A 19,659-nucleotide genomic window follows, 5' to 3' on the forward strand; every position below is an offset into this window, starting at 1 on the left:
CTTTAGGAAAACTAAAGGGCTTGATGTATTAGAGAGGGTTGAAGCGAGCGGAACTAGCTGTTTGCTTGCTCTAGTTCAATCGTTTCTTCAGCCGTTTTCGCGGCTTCTAGCATCTTACGAATAATGAACGATGCAGCCATTGCGATGCCCACCATCACTACCGCTAAAACAGTTAGCATTTGGAAGTAATCGCCGTAAACCGTTTGTACGATCTCTTGCGTGATTTGTTGACCTTTCTCTAGAGCGATAGAGGTCGAGAATACCGCACCAACAATACCTGATAGTGCAATTGCAACAGAGAACAAGCTTACTGAGAAGTTCTCGATGTGCTTAGGTGCAACAGACAGGATGAAGGCTACAACCATAGAACCAACAATAACTTCACCAAATGCTAGGAAGAAATGGATAGCTAGGAATACTTCAGGGCGAATCAGAATATCGTCACCAACGGTCGTTACTGCCATTGTTAAGATACCAAAAGCGATTGCCGTCAGAATGAAAGAGAAACCTACTTTGGTTGCAGTAGAGAAGTGAATGTTTTTCTTTTCTAGTTTAGAGAAGATGCCCGTAATGATAGGGCCGGCAACCATACACCACAGTGGGTTCATTGCCATTGAAGCTTCTGGAGCAACAGGGATGAAGCCGAATAGATCGCCACGCATAGTGTTGATCGCTACCATTGTCATCGAAGTCATCATTTGTCCGTAGTATACGAAGAAACATGTCGTCAAGAATGTGATGATTAAAATGGTGCCCATTTTCAGCATATCTGACTTCTTCGATTTTATCATCAAAGAGACAAAGTAGATGATCGCTGCACCGCCAATTGCGTAGACGATGTTTTGGCCAATATCCATGTTAGAGAACATGAAGAATACCAAGCCAATCATAGCGGCAGAGAGACCAAGGAACGCAGCCCAGTTTTTAGTGCTTACAGGGGTTTGATCGATTTCAGCACTGGCTTCAACAAGGCCTTTGCGAACAAAGATCATCATCAGAAGCGCGGCACCCGCTAAAATAGCTGAAAGAAGGAAGCCACCGTTGAAACCAACAATAAGAACTAGCATTGGGAACAGATATTGACCTAACAGAGCACCTATATTGTTGACTGAGTAGTTGATTGGGTAGCAGTTTTCGAAATCTTCTTGAGTTTTGAACGTGCGTTTGTAAAGACTTGGGTAAGAAGGGGACATCAAACCACGCGCATAACTCGCTAAAGCAATACCACATAATGCCATCGGCACATTAGTCGCTGCAGCACCGAGTACCAGTAGAGCATAACCACTTGCGAATCCAAGAAAGGCAATGGTTAAAGATCGGTATGCGCCTAAAAACTTATCAGCAATAAAGCCACCTGCAATCGCAAATAGTGGACCAATTGCAGAGAAAGCACCTACAACCATCATGGTGTCGGCTTCATTGTAGTTAAGATCTTCAAGGAAGAAACGAGTCAAGATCACCATGACGCCATAGAACGAAAGTCCAAACATCATCTGGCAGAACATCATTGATTTGTTTAATCTATTCCACATTATTTTATTCTCACATTTGTGTTGATATGTAGTTTAATTACCCAATTATAATATCATTAGTAGCGATACATAAAATGAAACGTGCATCCCAAACAGAACTTTACTCGATATATCTTTTCTCATGAGACCATTGATATTTTTCATGAATGAAATGTGCAATATTAGATTTTGCTAGTGGATGCATGGTTGCGTGAAGTTTAGCCATTTGTGTTCGTGGTTAAATAACCAGCTATTAAAGGGAAAATTAACGTTGACTGTCTTGTAACGGTTGCTAGGTACTTATCCATTTCAATTCGCCGTTGGGCTCTAGCCATTAAAAAAGCCAGCTTGTCGGCTGGCTTTGTCGGGGTATTGATAACTAAGTTATATAATAATACGGCCTGGGTGAGAGGTTATCTAGACGAATCGTTGTAGTGTATTAAACAGTTTATTACATCCACTATTCACCCTATTCTATCGCTCACCGTAAATTAACTATTCACAAGGTGGCGCCATGTGGATCACCGCTAAGCCGCCTAAAGATGTCTCACGGTATTTCTTGTTCATGTCTTTACCTGTTTGGTACATGGTTGCGATGACCTTGTCTAACGAGATGAGACACTTGCTGGTGCGTTTCAATGCCATACGTGAAGCGTTGATGGCTTTCATTGCACCCATAGCATTACGTTCAATACACGGTACTTGAACAAGCCCGCCGATAGGGTCACATGTCATGCCCAGTGAGTGCTCCATCGCGATTTCTGCCGCAATACAGATCTGTTCGTTACTGCCGCCGCGTAAAGCTGTCAAACCTGCAGCCGCCATTGATGAAGATACGCCGACTTCGCCTTGACAACCGACTTCAGCTCCAGAAATTGAAGCATTGGTTTTGTACAAGATGCCAATTGCGCCAGATACTGCCAAGAAATCTTTGAGTTGTTTAGTGTCTAGCTCTTTAATGAAGCGGTGGTAATACATCAATACTGCTGGGATTACCCCAGCTGCGCCATTGGTAGGGGATGTCACAACTTGCCCACCCGCTGCATTCTCTTCACTCACAGCAAACGCAAAAAGGTTGATCCAATCCATGATCTCCATTGGATCGTTTTCAATCGAAGCATTCGCCTCAAGCTTTTTCAAAAGAGCAGGGGCTCGGCGCGTCACATCCAAACCGCCATCAAGTATCCCTTCTGTATCAAAACCACGTTGCATGCACAGTGACATCACCTTCCAAATTTGGTCCGCCTTCTGATCAATCACATCCATACCTTGGAAAGAAATTTCATTTCTCAGGACTAGGCCACCGAGGCTAAGTCCATTCTGGTCAGACAGTTCAAGAAGCTGATCGGCAGAAGAAAAAGGGAACTCTACTTGTGTTTTCGACTCTTGCTTTCCGTGTTGCAGTTCATCAGCGGTCGCAATGAAACCACCACCAATGGAGTAGTATGTTTCCATCTCCAGAAGACTGCCGCTTGCGTCAAACGCAGAGATAGTCATGCCATTTTCATGAAGTGGAAGATTGGTTTTGTGGAAGAGTAAATCGCTTTCTGCATCGAAATGAATTTCGTGGCTACCGCTAACCATCAAAGATTTATCTTCAATTGCTTTACGCATAGCTAAATTAGCGCTGGTTATTTTGATGGTGTCAGGGCGATTACCAAGTAAACCTAACAGGGTTGCACGATCGGTATGGTGACCGATGCCTGTTAGTGATAGTGAGCCGTATAGGTCAATTTGAATACGGGTAACTTGACCAAGTACAGGTTCAATCTTTTGGGTAAAATTGAACCCAGCGATCATTGGTCCATTGGTGTGGGAGCTGGAAGGCCCGACCCCGATTTTGTAAATGTCAAAAATAGACAGCATAGTAACTTCCTGTGAAGACGGTTCGATGAACGAACTCTGTGTAAAATTTGTATTTTGTTCGTTTCACTTTTTTCAGTGAACGTGTTCTCTGGGTGAAACAGTTCTTCGATTAAACTGGTTCTTTGCTTGAAACGTCTCTTTTATTGAAGCTCGTGTTAACAAGCGTAGAGCGATGAAACCCAAGATCGTGCTATTTTGTTTTATAGCTGCACGTTAACTCTTGCGCACTTATGATGATGCTTGCAATCGTGAGCATGATTGCGAACTACCCATAAGGATTTCAAAATACTTTTGTTAATAAGTATTGTATACATAATTCACTCCATCTAATCATAAAAACGAGACTTGAACATAAAATGAGCGTTAATTACCTCCTTATTGTGCTGGGTAAGCGACTTAATGAGAATAAATTGACTGATGAAGGAATCAGTCGAGTTGATGCTCTGGTTGAATATCTTGCTGAGCTTTTGGTAGAAGAGTCGAATCAGCAAACTGCGGTTGCATTTTGTGGTGGAGTGACAAAGGGCCAGACAATCTCCGAAGCTGATGCAATGCACGCGTATTTTCGAAATCTGGAAAGTCAATGTGAAGTTCCGTTTATGCTGAGTGCAGTTTTACTAGAACAGCTTTCGACAAATACAGTAGAGAATATTCAAAACCTAGCTTCAGAAATGATTGACAGTGGATTGTTTACTCGTGGGCAGAGTGTACGGGTAACATTCATTTCTAACGACTATCACTTGCAACGTATTTTTGACATCCAGATGTTGATGGACGAGCAAGGTTTGCTTAAGGTTCTAGTCGAGAAGTGTTCTGCACTTGGGGTAGAGCTGCAAATAGATCGTCAGCTAGAGGCTCATGTTGCGGTGCCATATCCTCATCAAAGTACTCAAGGGCAATTGTTTCTATTGATGGATGTACTGACGACCTACCGAGTCTATCTTGAAGGTGTCTCTGCGGGCGCATTTGAGAGAGACTTGGAGTCCGTAAGGCGTGAGCCTGAAAGGTTGTCCTTGGAAGCACTGATAGCCGCAAAGGAACTCGTTGGGCGTTCATCTCACTTTGAAATTGTGGACAGTTTACTCCCAATATTGGAGCGCTGTATCCAGCAAACTCCTGTCGATACTGACATAAAAAAAGTCAGGGAATATCTAGCACTGCTAGATACTAACCTGACTTTATTGAACCGTTATTTAGATCCGGAATCGGATCTCACACATCGCTGGTGGCGATAGGTGATTATTTCTTTCTCGTGATGCCAATAACGGCCTTTAAACTCGCAAAGGCAATCAGACAGTAAGCTCGAAGCTTTGTGCCTTCTTCTGCGATTTTTTAATCACGCGAACGTAATCACCGCCCGTCACATTGGCCAAAAGGCTCATGTGTTGTATTACAGTGATTAACTTTGGGTTTCTGAATCTTGCTCGTGGTGGTTGCGGTAGTATTCCCACTGCTCAATGCGTTCACCGTCTTCGAATACACAGTAAGTTGTACGTTGATCGTTTTCAGTGACAGTATCTAACTCACCATTCTGTTGAACACAGTAAACCGCAGCAGGGTTAGCCACTGATACACGTTGGCCTTCGCTATATTCTGCATAATCGTTCGCACAACCGCCCAATACAACGGCAAATACAGCCATCAAACCAATTTTCTTCATGTTCATCTCCTACGTGATAAATCTAAAAGTGAATACGTTAAGTTCTACAGAACCAGTTTAGAAGCTCTATGAAATGAGTATATTTTAGATTTCAGAAAAGGTTGTCCTAATTTGGTCAAGATATTGAAATAGGTTGATATTTCTTTATGTTTAATAACTTTTTGAGTGCTTGATCAAGCTAACTTGAGTGAAGTGACTATTGAGCTACTTTCGGCTGGTTAGTGGTGTGCGCTGGTTATTGCGAATCGAGAGCCATGAACTCACCAAGGCAACATGGAGAAAGCAGGTGTACTTGTGTGGGGATGTGAGCCTCGAATCTATTGATGATTATGATATGATGCCGCCAAATTCAGTAAAGCAGTCAGAATCATGAGACACCTAAAAACAACCATCCATCCTGATATCGATCATCTAGACAATAAAACGGTCTATAAGCGCAACGCTGCCCGTGCCATTGTGTTAGATGGCGAAGACATTCTGATGCTTTATACAGAGCGTTATCACGACTACACCATCCCTGGTGGTGGCTTGGACGAAGGTGAAGATGTCATTGCTGGTATGGTTCGTGAATTGGAAGAAGAGACTGGCGCTAAGAATATCCATAGCATCAAGCCGTTCGGCATTTTTGAAGAATTTCGTCCTTGGTACAAAGATGATGCGGACATAGTGCACATGATTTCTTACTGCTACTCATGCAAGATCGATAGTGAGCTTGGTGAAACGGCTTACGAAGATTATGAAGTGAAAAACGGGATGAAACCGGTTTGGATTAACATTCATGACGCAATTGCTCATAACGAGAAGACCATGGCTGAGAGCCCTAAAAAGGGCATGAGCATTGAGCGGGAAACGTTTCTGCTGCATTTGATTGCCAAAGAGATGCTTTAGCCTTTATCAATACAAGCCTGTTAAGCTTTTTACTTGCCGCCACTTTTGGCGGCAAACTTGTTTCTAGCGATGCTAAAATGTAATAGCGAAAACTAATTATTAAATATGGTTGATATTGTCAACTATGTGTTTTTGATGTACCTTTACCTCAGCGATGACCCTATTTAGCTAAACTGCTCGGTTAAATCGCTAAATCGCTAAATCTCGCTGTGAGCCTGCCCTAAACAAAGAATACTATGAATAAAAGACAGTTTATTGCCCATTACCTGCGCATGAATCGCACCTCTTACTTTTTGGCGATTGTGTTCATTTTTCTCGTCAACTGGTTGCAAGTTGAGATCCCTCGCTATATTCAACTCGCCATAGATTTGATTGATGATGCTTCTCCCAGTGGCCATCAACAACTTCAAAGTTATGTGTGGATGGTAGTTGGCATGTCGGTCGCTATGGTAGTAGTACGTATTCTGTCTCGTATTTACGCGCTTAATCCAGGGCGAATTACAGAGGCTGCACTTAAAAGTACATTGCTCAAAAAGTTAAATCGTTTACCGAATAGTTTTCATGAGCGTTTTGCTTCTGGTCGGCTAATATCCATTATCAATAATGATCTTGGTGGCATACGCTTGTTGTTTGGTGTGGGTTTCCTCCAGTTCTTTAATGCGCTGCTGGCGTTGTCGCTGACACCTCTTTACATGTGGCGCATATCGCCAGAATTAACGCTTTATTCGATTATTCCTATCTCAATCGCTTTTGTGATTTTCCGTGTGGGTTTTAAACGCATGAAAGCACTGCATTTAGAGCACATGAAACGTCTGCAAAACCTGTCTGCTCAGCTAATGAGTTACCTATCTGGGATTGACTTGATTAAGAGCCAGCAGATGTCACCTTGGGTGAAAGCTGAAACTGAAAAGCTTAATCAGTTATTACTTGAATGCCGCCTTAAAATTACACGTATCCAAGTCTTCTTTATGCCGGTACTCGACTACGCCAATGACCTGATGAAAATCATCATTCTTGGGCTTGGTGGCTACATGTTAATGAGACAAGAGCTAACCCTTGGTGAGATTACCGCCTTTCTGACTTACTCCGTTTTGTTGGCAATGCCATTGATGCAATTAGGCAGAATCGCGACCATTTATCAACGTGGCATGGTGGGCATTCAAAGTGCACAAACCATTCTTAATGCCAAAGTTCCAGAGCTTGATGAAGGTAAGCTTACTGAGTTAGACGTTGAATCGCTGAAGGGAAAAACGTTCTCTATTCGCAACCTCAACTTCAGCTATTCAGGTGAAGAACGTCTGATTCTCGATGACATCAGCTTTGACATTCCTGCAGGTAAGAAAGTAGGTGTGCTAGGCGGAATCGGAGCGGGTAAAACAACCTTAGTGAACTGCTTGAACCACCACTTGGATGTACCACAAGGTTCTATTTTCCTTGGCGAAAGAGATATCACTAGCTTCTCACGCAGTGACTTACGTCGTTACGTGAAAACTGTGACTCAAGACCCTTATTTGTTCTCCGCAACTGTTGAAGACAATATTCGTTTTGGTAGTTCAGATACTGAATTAGCGAAGAGTCAGGTTAATGAGGTTTTAGAGCTAAGTCAGTTAGCCAGTGATGTCACTCGCTTTGAGCATGGCGATCAAACCTTAGTCGGTGAAAAAGGGATCATGTTGTCTGGTGGCCAGAAGCAGCGATTAAGTATTGCTCGTGCTTTATTGCAGCCAACCGACCTGATTATTATGGATAACGTTTTATCGGCTGTCGACTATGAAACAGAACGTAGGATCTTAGAAGGCTTGTTTAAGCGTTTGGAAAATCAATCCGTTCTTGTGGTTTCACACCGCGTGAATGCCCTTGAATATATGGATGAAATCATCGTCTTGAATGAAGGCAAAGTGATCGCGAAGGGCGACCACGCCACGTTATTGAAAACGTGCGATTACTATTACGATACATGGCAACTACAGCAGAATGAAACGGAGGCAGCAGCATGTTAAAAGGTGTTGATCTCAAGTACCTCAAGCACTTTTTTAAGTTTGCTAAGAAATACAAAGGTTCTGCGATTCTGGGTATCGCAATGCTTCCTCTCTCTGTCATCACGAGTTTGTTGTTCCCGTGGCTGATCATTCAAGTGATCGATGTACAACTGAGTCATGGGGATATGGATGGATTGCTCGAGTATGTCTTCTATCTCGTTGTTGTGCTGGTGGCTAGCTATGTAGTGGATACCACTTATTCATATAACCTGCGTAAAACGGGGCAATACACGATAACTGACATGCGCTCAGTATTGTTTGCTCGCGTGCTTAAACTCCCACGCAGCTATTTTGATAACACTCCGATTGGTGTCACGCTTTCAAGGTTAACCAGTGACTTGGAAACCATCGGCGAGACTTTTGTTCAATCAGTTGTCGGTTTAGTGAAAGATAGTATCAACACCATTGCTTTGTTGGTGATGATGTTTTTCATTGATTGGCAGTTAACATTGATAGTTTTGGTTATCATGCCGCCAGTGATGTACTTAACGGTGTATGTGAGAAATCGACTTCGAGCATTGTATAAAGTTACCCGTTCTACATTGGCTCGCGGTATTGGCTTTCTACAAGAAGTTTTGTTTGGCATGAAAACCGTTCAGATGTACCGAGCGGAAGAGCAAGTCGAAAAGCGCTATCAAGGCTATACCGATGAATTCTTGAGAGCGCAGAAAAAGATTAATAAATACGATGCGATTTTGTTCTCGTTTATTTCTGGTATTACTTCAGTCACTATCGCAATCATGATCTGGTATGGCTCAGAGCAAGTTATTGAAGGGGCTCTGACTTTAGGTGTGCTGATTGCTTTCATCAACACCTTAGAGAAAGTGTTTGTACCTATTCGAGACTTTACCTCCCAAATAGCTTCGATTCAGAGTTCATTTGCCGCTTTTGACCATATTGAAGAGTTGTTTGTTGAGCCGACAGAAGAGGAAGGGCGCAACCTGCTGCCATCTAACAAGGTTGAAAAACAGCTCGAACAGTTTGTGAGTCTTGAGTTTAAGAACGTGAGTTTCCGTTACAAAGACGACTCTCCATACGTGTTAAAGAATGTCTCTTTTGTGTTGCAGAAAGGGCACCAAATCGCGCTGGTGGGTTCGACGGGCTCTGGGAAGTCAACGATTCTGCGTTTGATCTCTAAAACCTATCAAGACTATCAAGGCAGTATTTTGTTGAATGGCATTGAGCTGTCACAGATCTCAAGCGAAGACTCCGCTCATTTGTTCTCAATGATGATGCAAGATGTGCACCTGTTTGAAGAATCAATCCAATTCAATATTGCACTGGGAAAAGCGCACCTATCTAGAACTGATGTTGAACAGGCTGCGCGCTATGTTTATGCCGATAAGTTTATTGAACAACTCCCTCAAGGTTATGACTTCCATTTGGAAAAGAATGGCTCCAACCTTTCTGTTGGTCAAACGCAACTGATTTCGTTTGCTAGAGCAGTTGCCCAAGGTGGACAACTGATGATGCTTGATGAAGCAACCAGCTCGGTAGATTCTATTACTGAAGACTTTATCCAAAAAGCGATGCAGCGTCTTTTCAAGGAAAAAACCGTGATTGCGATTGCCCACCGCCTGAGCACCGTTCGTCACTCTGACACGATTCTAGTATTAGATAAGGGTCAAGTCGTTGAGCAAGGTAATCACCAGCAGCTGGTGATACAAAATGGTGTTTATGCCGGTTTATTGAAGGAATCAATCGTAGCAACGAACGACTCTTAAGCTACAGTCGCTTGAAAGCTCGACGTCTGATCACCACTTTAATAGGATAGATTTGCCTCACCTATACTTAACTAGTTTCTATAGTTTTCTAATATCCCCAATAGCTTAGGGGAAATAAAACATATTTTACGACTATTAATATGTTATGATTTCCCTACTACTAAAGGGGTGTCTTTGGGCATCGGGATGTATGCGAGCAAGACGAATGTTGCTTGTGTCAGTCACTTTCTGGCGAATATGGAATCGAAAATGTTGTTGGAAGAAGTTGTAGAAATTATTGAATTAACCGACTCAGACTATTTATCTCATGCAATGGAGTTGTTTAACGAGCATGGCTTTGTTGACGCGGAGTCTTTACCTTTTATGAACGTTGTGTTCGAAACTGCACCAGATCAGCTTGCGAAGAAATTGTCGCAAATTGGTTTTAAAGGTTTAGTACAAGTCGAAAAGAATGAAGACGCATCAGGCTTCACTATTATTGATGCTGATCGCGTTCTACTAAAAGATTCTGCTTAGTTGAAAGACTCTGCTTAGCTGCAAGATTCTTCTTAATGACAAGAATAAGATTCAGCTTAATTAAAAGACTCTATCCAGTTCAGTAACACCCGTTATGATTATTTGAGGTTAACACAGTGACAACAGCAACCGTTTCATCAACAGAGCAACACATTTCCAATGAACATGCGCTTTTAGGTGCATCGTTATTAGCGTCTCAAAAAGTTGAGTTGGCTCTGTTCAGTGTTATCTCTAAATTGGCTAAAGCGTTACCGAAAGAAGCACAGCAGTCACTGGATTTGGATACCTTTCTAAGAGAGAAACCAAGTGAGCAAGCTGCTACGTTGAGCTTGTACGAACAAACCTTTGGTGAACAGCTTCCGTTAAAAACAAACGAACTTAACGACTTTATTTACCACAGAAATCTCGTGACTCGTGGCTTTTGGCGAGTGACTGGCGCTGATGTGAAAGGCGGCGAGAAGCTTGCTAACCCAGAGCTTTACTTAAAAGAGTTCTTAGCCAAATGTGAATATTGGCAAGTGATGATAGATACTCACAGCAAGTAACCAAATTAAAAGAAGAAAGCCATAGCAACCATGCTATGGCTTTTTTTTGTGTGTAGGAAACTCGAGCGTTAAGAATTAAACTTTAAAGAGGGTTTAAAGCTAGAGCATCATCTTCAATACATAGTTCTTAGAGACAAAGTGGTGCTTCAGTGCTGCGCTAATATGAAGAACAATTAAACAGGCTAGGGCAATACAGCTGGCACGGTGTAAATAGAAAAAGAAGCCGTTGATTGCAGGATCGGTAATTAGATTATCGACGGTGGCCAGCCAAAATAACGAATAAGGTTCTTTTAGCATCAAATAACCGGTACTGAACACCATGAACATCACTAGGTACATCAAAGAGTGTGCAAGCTTAGCAATGCACTTCTGTCGCTTTGGGATTGAGAGTGGCATCTCCGGTGATGAGCGAAAATGGCTCCAAATATAAAGTGCAATGAGCAACGGTGTTGCAATGGTTGCCAATGACATATTAAGCACAGACAGAAAAGAAAACAGTTCTGGATGGCTAGTGACATAGTGCATCACATACCCTGCGGTTGTTGCATCGATGATGACGAAAGCCATGACTCAGTGCAGTACACGGCTCATTAAATCGTATCGCGTATTACTCAAATTAACCTCGGTTTAATTATTATAAATATAAGATTCCACGGGATGCTATAAATCAATCATCGGTATATTTGCATCACGAATTAATTATATAGAACAGTAATACTGGGCATTTTTATTAGTTAGAAATTAATGATTTTTCTTCAAATGTTTTATAATTATCAATGATGTTTTAGAGTGTTAATTCCAATGCCAAGACAGCAAATCATCTGACTCCCTAGCTTGTATTGCCATAACGAGATACAGTGACACAAAGATAAGACATATAAGGAAAGTATAAATGCTTCGAATTCTATTGATTGCAGTGTTCTCACTGGTAACAACCATGAGCCTTGCAAGCGAGGAAGTTAAATACTCAGACAAAGAGTATGTAGACCGACCACTGATGGAGCGCTACATCCTAGATGAGTTGAAGCAGTTGCGAATGGAACAACAAGATCTTGAGAGACGCCTAACTATACAGATGACCGATCGTGAACTGTCTGTTGCCGACAAGTCGCTCAACTATGCGAATGTCACCGTGACTTATTTCTTCTACATTATTGCAGGTGTTGCTTCACTCATTGCGTTGGTGGGGTGGCAATCACTTAAAGAGCTCAAACATACCACCAAAGAAATGGCCGACCAGCGGCTGAATTCGATTGCTCAAGATTATGAAAAGAAATTTAACCTTCTTGAAAGGGACCTTAAGCGTAAGACCAGAATCATATCGGAGAACAACCGAGAGATTGAGATCATCAATGAGATTCACAATTTATGGCTGAGAGCGCAAAATGCCCAGACTGCTGAACAGAAAATTGAAACTTATGATGAAATTTTGAAGGTTCGTCCGGGTGACTTGGAAGCGTTGACACACAAAGCGGATGCTGCAATGGACATGCGGGAATACCATTGGGCGATGAGTCTGTGCAACCGCGTACTTGAGGTAGATGATCAAAATGCTCATGCCCTGTACCAACGCGCTTGTGCTTACGCTAGATTAGGTGCAGAAGGTCAAGCTATCGATGATTTAGAGCGTTCGATTGAAACAAGTGGTTCTATGAGAGAGCTACTAGCTGAAGAGCCTGATTTTGAGATGCTAAGAGGTTTAGAACGATTTGAGGCTCTTTTCGAAGAGTAATATTTGAAAGGCGATGGGCTTTATTAGCCCATCATCTTTTTATTGGATTTACAGAACGGTTTCTTACATTTCACTTGTTCAATAAACTAAATTGTTATGTTATAACATTTGAATGAGTTCATCGTTATAAACCGTTAAATATTTTATGAAGTTTCTCCGCTCCGGCCTGATCATTATTGCGATCAGCGCATTTTCTCTTGCTACTTTGCTCTCTTTTCATTCAGAACCAGTACAAGAAGTCTCTATCAAAATAACACCTTATCAAGATTCTCAATCGAGTGATGTGGCCAAGGTGCATTCGCAATCGGGTTCCAACTCTCTCGTTAAAGTCCATTATTTTGTGAAAGTCGGCGACACGCTAAGCAACATATTTTCGTCATGGAAACTGCCTTATGGAACGGTTCAAAAGGTGATGGAAGCAGATCTTGAGTCTTTGAAATTGGACACAATAAAACCTGGTGATCATCTAGAGTTGCTTCTGGATGGTGACTCTAAACAGCTCGTTGAGTTAATTTTCCATGAAAGTCTCGTAGAACAGGCTGTCTTTACTAAAAATAATGATGGAAGCTTTGACTACCAATTCCATGAAGTGCCTGGAGAATGGAAGGAAAAGCTCTATGCAGGCACCGTTCATGGCAGTTTTTCGACGTCAGCATATAAAGCGGGGTTAACAACGGCCCAGATAGCTAATATAACCAGAACTTTGAGAGACAAAATCAACTTCGCAAGGGAGCTAAGAGCAGGTGATAGCTTTAATGTGTTGGTTAAAGAGCAGTACACCGATAATCACTTAACAGGCAAAACGGAAGTTCAAGGTATCTCTATTAACTTGAGAAACCGAGAAGTAGCGGCTTTTTTAGCTCCAGATGGTCGCTTTTACGACAGAGCGGGTAACAGCTTAGAGCAAGCCTTCGATAGATACCCGGTCGCTCGTCAGTTCCGTCGGATTACTTCATCATTTAACCCATACCGAAAGCATCCTGTGACAGGGCGTATATCGCCTCATAATGGCACTGACTTTGCGACACCAGTTGGTGCGCCAGTCTATTCAACGGGTGATGGTCGGGTTGTAGCGATTCGCAATCACCCATATGCAGGAAAATACTTGGTGATTGAGCACAACAGTGTTTACAAAACTCGTTACTTACACTTGAGCCGTTTCTTAGTTAAGAAAGGCCAACAAGTGAAACGAGGCCAGAAAATTGCGCTATCTGGCGCAACAGGTCGTATAACCGGTCCTCACTTGCATTTTGAAGTTTTGGTACGTGGTCGAGCGGTCAACGCGATGAAGGCGAACTTACCAATGACAAGCTCTATTCTTCCTCAAAATAAGAAAGAGTTCCTTGCCCGAATTGCTTCATTTGATGGTTTGATTACTGATCAAAAGAGCAGTGCAAGTTGATTTACGGTGGCCACGACTCATTTAACCTATAACTATTGGTTGTTGATTTCCCTTCCTGTTCGACAGGAAGGGAGAATTGTTGACTAGTTCATCAGCCAGATACTGTTTTCTTAGTAGCTTAGTAGCTTAGTAGCTTAGTAGCTTAGTAGCTTAGTAGCTCGTTTTCTTGGCTTATCAGTGGCATGGATTGACTATGCAACGACAACCGCTGTACCGCTCGCCGATACCATTAGCATGCCATTGCCTGTTCCCAACACTTCGTAATCGATATCTACGCCTACAACTGCGTTTGCACCCGCTTCAATGGCTTTTTGTTCTAGCTCTTTGAAGGCGTAGTTACGTGCTTTCTCTAGCTCTTTTTCATAAGTGCCAGAACGCCCACCAACAAAGTCACGGATGCCTGAAAACATATCTTTGAAAACGTTAACGCCTAGAATAGCTTCTCCTGCGATAACCCCTTTGTAATCGACAATGCGCTTGCCTTCGACTGATTGTGTGGTGGTAATAATCATAATAGCCTCTCTTGTCCGCTTGTTGAGCTTCTACTCGCTGCATGGATTGATAGTTTGGTCTTGTCCTTGAGTATCATCGCTCAATGTTGTCTCTGAGTGTGCGAATTCATGCCTTAACCATGATCTCAGTTTTAGCACACTTTCTTGTTTTAATTTGTTTTTTGGGCAAACAAAGTAGAAATCTTGGTGCGGGTTAGCAACGGGTTCACCCAGTTCCACTAACATGCCGTGGCTGATGTCATCTTTCACAAACAAGCGATGCGTAACCAACACTCCAAGAGAACGAATCGCAGCTTGCACGGCTTGAATGGATATATCAAATGTTAGGTTGCTATGAAATGCGGGCATTGGGATTTGATAATGATCACACCACACTTGCCAGTCGTGCTTTCGCCTAGGGTTAAATGCGCCAATGGTTGGGTTCTGTTTCACGAGTTGCTCAACGCTCAGTCCCGTTTGGTTTTTCAACAAGGTAGGGCTACACACCAATACCAGATCATCATCGCCTAATTTCTCGCTGTAATAGCGATCCCATTCGTTAGGTTTGCCATGGACAAGGGCAATATCTACCCCTTCCTGCTCGATATCAAAAGGGCCGGTTAACGTGGAAATACGGATATCAAGAGAAGGAGCAAAGGCTTGGAAGTCGGGGACTCGAGGAATCCACCAATGCATCGCCAGTGAATTCACCATATTGAGTGTAATGCGGTGATCGTTAGGCGTTTTGGCCAGTTCTTCGGTGGCATCTATGATTTGCTCAAGTGCAGGAGCGACTTTTCGGTAATACCGTTTACCCGCGGCATTAAGAACGACGCGACGACCTACTCGTTGAAATAGAGGCTTATTAACCAGTTGTTCTAGTGACTTTATGGCTTGGCTTACCGCAGAGTGACTGACATACAAAACACGTGCGGCTTCGGTCATACTGCCAGTTTCAGCCACAGCAATAAAAGCATAAACGGATTTAAGCGGAACGAGCTTTTTCATAGGTAAGTTTTCCTTACAGTTATGGTTAATATTACTCGCTATTTTTCATCACGTCACGCTTCTAAAATAGGTGCCATAGGAGGTGATAATTATGTCTGATATTACCAAGGCGACGACTTTTATGTTGTTGTCGACATTCAGTTTGTCTATAAGCGGTTTAGTGGCTAAGTACCTATCTGAAACCATGCCCACTTCGTTGCTGAGTTTTGTGCGTTTCTTATTACCCAGCCTTTTTCTATTTCTTTTTTTGATCTTTTATAAAATTAGCAAACCGACACGAAAGATGTGGAAGCCTTTAGTGATGCGGGCGATTTTCATGGTGGCCTGTCAGTGGTGCTTTCTAACGTCACTACAAACCCTGACCCTTATTGAGGGGATTGTATTATTCAGCACCGGCCCTTTGTTTATTCCTTTGTTAGAAAAATTAATATTTGGCACAAAAGTTCATACAACCACGGTGGTTTGCCTAGCGATCACTTTTGTTGGTGTAGTGATGATGGCAGGGGATTGGTCGCAGTTTGAATTCGGCTCGGATTTCTTTAGGCCTGCACTGTTGCTAGGATTGTTAGCGGGAATGTTTAACTCGGGTTCGCAAGTGAGTTTGTATCGAGCCTCTAAGACGAGCCTTACGCCAGCAGAGCTAAATGCATGGACGTTTCTAGTCGCAGCCATACTCGTGTTACCAATGGTTTTATTCACTTCCATTTCTGTTATGCCTGACGTCCTTGAAGCTGATGGCGCCTTAACAGTTTTACTGTCTATTGATGGTTTAGGTTGGATTGGACTTGGAGCATTTGGACTCGCGTTGTTTACCATTAATACGCAAATCTTCCGCTCTAAAGCCTATAAACTTGCAGAAAGCGGCTCTCAACTCGCGCCTTTAATTTTTACTAATATGCTATTCAGTGCGTTATGGCAGGGCTTGTTCTTCGATGACGTCTTCTCTACCCAGCAGATCCTTGGTATTAATCTGATTGTCGTGGCAAGCATTACCAATACATTACTGGCTAAAAGGCAATATAAAGTCAAAACCAAGCAACTCCCAATAACGACAGTGAATGCTTTGAACTCTGAGGCGTTAGGTTCTGTCGTTAAAAGTTAAACGTTAAGAATCCATGACTATTGGAAAATACCTAGAACAACGAGCGTATGTACTCTTTTACTCGATCTATGTGCTTCTTCTGATCAATCTCGGACTGTTGGTTAGCTTCAAGAAATCGCTCTGCGTATTTGTCGTAGATTTTGTTCTCCAAAAATAGCAAATACAGTTTTGGATCGATATGGCCGCTGGTGGCCATGTCGGTCATGATATTGAGCGATTCGTCTAAGTGTTTGCCTTTTTTGTACGGACGGTCGCTTGAGGTTAGAGCTTCAAACACATCGGCAATCGCCATGGCTCGAGACGGTAAAGGCAATTGATCCTCGCTTAGGCCTCTTGGGTATCCCTTACCATCGATACGCTCGTGGTGTCCGCTCGCGATGTCTGGAATGTTTTTGAGATAAGACGGATAAGGGAGCTTATTGAGCATGGTGAAAGTCTGAATGATATGGTCGTTGATCATGAAACGTTCTTCGTCGTTTAAGGTGCCACGACGTACTTTCAAATTATGCAGTTCACCTTGATTATATTTTACTTCTCCAGGTTTAAGAACGAACTCTTCTTGCCACATATCTGCAGGGTTAAAGCCATTATCCCACTGTATTTTATGTTCTGGCTTATCAGCAAGTAACGGCTCCATCACAGGTAAAATAGGCTCTTTGCTATTTGATGGCTTCTCGTTTGGTTCTGTGATGTTCTGTTGAGTGTTAAATCTCTCTTTTTCAGACCAAGATAACCCTAATTGATCGTCTAATGTGCGCTTCCATGTACGTTTTGCTATTTGATCTAAGCGTGCAAGCTGCTCTTCCGTCATTGATTCACTGCCCAGGTTGCAATCAGCAACGAAGGCAAATTCTTCATCTAATTCTGACAAGTTTTGTTCGAGTACTTTAAGTTGATCTTCTTGAAGCGCCCCGTTAGCTATGGCTTTCCAATAGTCGGTTTCCGCTTGTTGTTTTAACAGCTCAAAACGCATGCGAACTTCGTGGATTCGGTCATAAATCGTCTCGAGTTTTGTTGCTTTGTCTACCACATATTCCGGCGTGGTGACTTTACCGCAATCGTGAAGCCATGCAGCGAGCATCAACTCTTCCCACTGCTTACTATCTAATGAAAATTGCGGGTAATAACGGTCATCATCAATCGTGGCTTGGGTTAGCCATTTAGTGAGTTCTGGGACTCTTTGGCAATGGCCACCGGTGTAAGGTGATTTGGTATCAATTGCCGATGCAATCAGCTCGATGAAAGCATTGAGCATGTTTTTTTGTTGTTGCATTTGGTCGATATTGTCTTTAGCTATTTCAGCAAAGCTGAGCAGTTCTCTTAAAAAGGCATGCTTGTCGGCCTGCATCTTAGTGATCGGTCTTTCATAACCAATGGCAACAATGCCGACCAACAGTTTTTCGCGGTTCAATAGTGGAAACAGATACAGGTCTGAATTGAAGATCGAGTCTTGATAATAATTAAGAACGTTGTCTTCGCGGTTTAGATGGATGGTTTCGCCTGCTTTAAGTTGGCATAGTAACCAAGGGGTATGCTTGATGAAGTCATTGATGTCCGCTTTAAAAGGAATAATGGCGAGATTAGCAGCCGTATCAAACACATCTTTTTCTTCTGATTGAGTGAAAAGCACGATGGTTTCAGCTTTGGTAATTAAATAGCTTTGATGAGCAATGTTCTTAGCGAGTATCGAAAATTCCTGATTACCCGCTGTATCTCGAAGTAGGGTGATCAAGTCATGAAGAGTGTGCTCCATGAGTTCAATAGAGTGTGTAAGGTTTGCTACCTCTTGAATCATGCTTTTTGGATAGTGGGTTCGTCTGAAGTCAAATCGCGCAATGTTGTCTGTGAGTTGCATGAGTGTATTGAGTGGTTGAGATAAGCGATTCGCCACAAACCATACGATGCCGAAACAGATAAACAACATACCAATTGCAACAGCCACTTGCTTATCACGCATAGAGATGAGGTCAGCCAGTAGATCATTGTGTGGTGTCGCTTCTGCCAAATATAGTGTGACATGTTGAGTGAGTTCGACAGGTGTTAACGTTAATGCCCAAGTATTTAAATTGTACTCCACGTTTTTTAGGTTGAGATTAAACTTCTCTTCATCTGAGATAAGGGGCCCTAGTACGGATGCTTTCAGAGCAGCCATCTGCTCACGTTTAGGTATACTAAAAAAGCTTGGATCTTGTTCGCTACCCGATAGTTTTCCTACAGGGTGACCACCTAGTTTTGCTTCCTGATTGGTTGGAGGGGCTAGGTTAGGTATTGATAGATCAAGTTGATGCTCGCCAAGAAGGTTAAAGTGTTGGTCGAATAGAGCTAATCGTGTTTGCGGAGAGTAGGCCAGCTTACTGATTTGAGAAGAGAGAGATTTTAGCGTGAAATCGGCACCAACCACATGCTTGCCGTCTGCAGAACGTCTAGAGAGTGTAATACCATGGGTTTGAAGGAAATAGAACTGATAGGGTTCAGAAAGTTGTATTGAACCATCGGGCTTTGCGTTGCGAAACCAAGGTCGAGTCGTGGGGTTAAATTTGCTCTCAGCTTGTACTGTGCTGATCACTTGGTGTGCACCATCTAGAAAATTAATCACGTTTTCGCCGTCTAGATTGGTTGTGCTGACCATCATGGTAGCCTTGGATGGCGCATTGTTTTCAGCTCTTTGTTTAATAGACGTCAAAGGGCGAAAAATTCTGAATTCACCATCATCAGAGCCATAAAACAAAGCCATTAAATTGTTATTCTGTTTGAAGATAATATCGACTGACGCCAACCAAGACTCTTTTTCAATTGAAGCGTTTTGATGATCCACAAACGGGCTTACCGCCATCACATTTAAAGTGGTAACAACAGGCGCAATGGCTTGTTTAAATATCGATTCCAGCTTATCGCGATGTTCGTTACTTACTTCGCGAACGGTACCCAATAACAAATCTTGAGAATGGCGATAGCTTATCGATATCAAAACGGTACCGACCAGCGTCGTCAAAATTAAGAAAAGGCTCGTGATGTGGATACTCAGCGGGTATCGTCTGCGTTTCATCTAACACTCCGGTTTGTTAACTGGTTTAAGTATTGACGAACTTGGGTAGGTTGCAAAAAATTGGTGTAATTTGCGAAATCAAACAGGTTCTTGAGCCAAGGTTCTGCGTTTTTTCGATGCGGGATGGAT

The 19,659-nt window shown here is 42.6% G+C and carries 16 protein-coding genes; 9 read left to right on the forward strand and 7 right to left on the reverse strand.

Annotated features, from left to right (window positions below; genetic code table 11):
- Window positions 1-53: 53 nt before the first annotated feature.
- Together IQO02_RS09280 and IQO02_RS09285 are read right to left on the reverse strand one after the other, a co-directional pair.
- Window positions 54-1,532, reverse strand: a complete 1,479-nt coding sequence (locus IQO02_RS09280; protein ID WP_010428801.1) for a peptide MFS transporter — start codon at window positions 1,530-1,532, stop codon at window positions 54-56.
- Between the two features lie 474 nt (window positions 1,533-2,006).
- On the reverse strand, window positions 2,007-3,377 hold the full coding sequence (locus IQO02_RS09285) for an L-serine ammonia-lyase (RefSeq protein WP_010428804.1): 1,371 nt from the start codon (window positions 3,375-3,377) through the stop codon (window positions 2,007-2,009).
- A gap of 356 nt (window positions 3,378-3,733) precedes the next feature.
- Here IQO02_RS09285 and IQO02_RS09290 point away from each other — a divergent pair, with 356 nt between their 5' ends.
- Window positions 3,734-4,612 (forward strand): YdcF family protein, encoded by an 879-nt coding sequence (locus IQO02_RS09290; protein ID WP_010428806.1) that lies wholly within the window; start codon window positions 3,734-3,736, stop codon window positions 4,610-4,612.
- A 164-nt stretch (window positions 4,613-4,776) separates the two neighbouring features.
- Here IQO02_RS09290 and IQO02_RS09295 read toward each other — a convergent pair whose 3' ends face one another.
- On the reverse strand, window positions 4,777-5,037 hold the full coding sequence (locus IQO02_RS09295; protein ID WP_016769158.1) for a DUF333 domain-containing protein: 261 nt from the start codon (window positions 5,035-5,037) through the stop codon (window positions 4,777-4,779).
- Window positions 5,038-5,406: 369 nt separating this feature from the next.
- Here IQO02_RS09295 and IQO02_RS09300 point away from each other — a divergent pair, with 369 nt between their 5' ends.
- From IQO02_RS09300 to IQO02_RS09320, 5 genes are all read left to right on the forward strand, one after another.
- Window positions 5,407-5,925 (forward strand): NUDIX hydrolase, encoded by a 519-nt coding sequence (locus IQO02_RS09300; protein WP_102282569.1) that lies wholly within the window; start codon window positions 5,407-5,409, stop codon window positions 5,923-5,925.
- 236 nt (window positions 5,926-6,161) lie between these two features.
- Window positions 6,162-7,925: an ABC transporter ATP-binding protein gene (locus tag IQO02_RS09305; RefSeq protein WP_010428815.1), complete on the forward strand. Its 1,764-nt coding sequence runs from the start codon at window positions 6,162-6,164 to the stop codon at window positions 7,923-7,925.
- Window positions 7,919-9,688 (forward strand): ABC transporter ATP-binding protein, encoded by a 1,770-nt coding sequence (locus IQO02_RS09310; protein ID WP_016795853.1) that lies wholly within the window; start codon window positions 7,919-7,921, stop codon window positions 9,686-9,688. The genes IQO02_RS09305 and IQO02_RS09310 overlap by 7 nt, the downstream gene beginning before the upstream one ends.
- Window positions 9,689-9,937: 249 nt before the next feature.
- Window positions 9,938-10,204, forward strand: coding sequence for a hypothetical protein (locus IQO02_RS09315; RefSeq protein WP_010428820.1), 267 nt, complete (start codon window positions 9,938-9,940; stop codon window positions 10,202-10,204).
- A gap of 116 nt (window positions 10,205-10,320) precedes the next feature.
- Window positions 10,321-10,749, forward strand: a complete 429-nt coding sequence (locus IQO02_RS09320; RefSeq protein ID WP_016795852.1) for a hypothetical protein — start codon at window positions 10,321-10,323, stop codon at window positions 10,747-10,749.
- Between the two features lie 99 nt (window positions 10,750-10,848).
- On the opposite strand, the gene IQO02_RS09325 is transcribed toward IQO02_RS09320, so the two are convergent.
- Window positions 10,849-11,316, reverse strand: coding sequence for a cytochrome b (locus IQO02_RS09325; protein WP_016795851.1), 468 nt, complete (start codon window positions 11,314-11,316; stop codon window positions 10,849-10,851).
- Window positions 11,317-11,641: 325 nt separating this feature from the next.
- Between IQO02_RS09325 and IQO02_RS09330 the strand changes: the two genes are divergently transcribed.
- Window positions 11,642-12,481 carry a tetratricopeptide repeat protein gene (locus IQO02_RS09330; RefSeq protein WP_010428829.1) on the forward strand — a complete coding sequence of 280 codons (840 nt, stop codon included), beginning with the start codon at window positions 11,642-11,644 and terminating at the stop codon, window positions 12,479-12,481.
- Window positions 12,482-12,626: 145 nt separating this feature from the next.
- Complete coding sequence (locus IQO02_RS09335; protein ID WP_102282568.1) at window positions 12,627-13,883, forward strand: peptidoglycan DD-metalloendopeptidase family protein; 1,257 nt, start codon at window positions 12,627-12,629, stop codon at window positions 13,881-13,883.
- A gap of 191 nt (window positions 13,884-14,074) precedes the next feature.
- Here IQO02_RS09335 and IQO02_RS09340 read toward each other — a convergent pair whose 3' ends face one another.
- Both IQO02_RS09340 and IQO02_RS09345 read right to left on the reverse strand, forming a co-directional pair.
- A complete protein-coding gene (locus IQO02_RS09340; RefSeq protein ID WP_004730185.1) occupies window positions 14,075-14,395 on the reverse strand; it encodes a heavy metal-binding domain-containing protein in 321 nt (106 codons plus the stop codon).
- Between the two features lie 30 nt (window positions 14,396-14,425).
- Entirely contained in the window at window positions 14,426-15,382 is a 957-nt protein-coding gene (locus IQO02_RS09345) for a LysR substrate-binding domain-containing protein (RefSeq protein ID WP_016795849.1), read from the reverse strand.
- 91 nt (window positions 15,383-15,473) lie between these two features.
- Here IQO02_RS09345 and IQO02_RS09350 point away from each other — a divergent pair, with 91 nt between their 5' ends.
- Entirely contained in the window at window positions 15,474-16,484 is a 1,011-nt protein-coding gene (locus tag IQO02_RS09350) for a DMT family transporter (protein ID WP_016785109.1), read from the forward strand.
- A 31-nt stretch (window positions 16,485-16,515) separates the two neighbouring features.
- Here IQO02_RS09350 and IQO02_RS09355 read toward each other — a convergent pair whose 3' ends face one another.
- Window positions 16,516-19,530, reverse strand: coding sequence for an HD domain-containing phosphohydrolase (locus IQO02_RS09355; RefSeq protein ID WP_010428858.1), 3,015 nt, complete (start codon window positions 19,528-19,530; stop codon window positions 16,516-16,518).
- Window positions 19,531-19,659 lie beyond the last annotated feature (129 nt).

Origin of the sequence: Vibrio sp. OPT24, from assembly GCF_015163545.1 — a bacterium.
Lineage (GTDB): Bacteria > Pseudomonadota > Gammaproteobacteria > Enterobacterales > Vibrionaceae > Vibrio > Vibrio cyclitrophicus.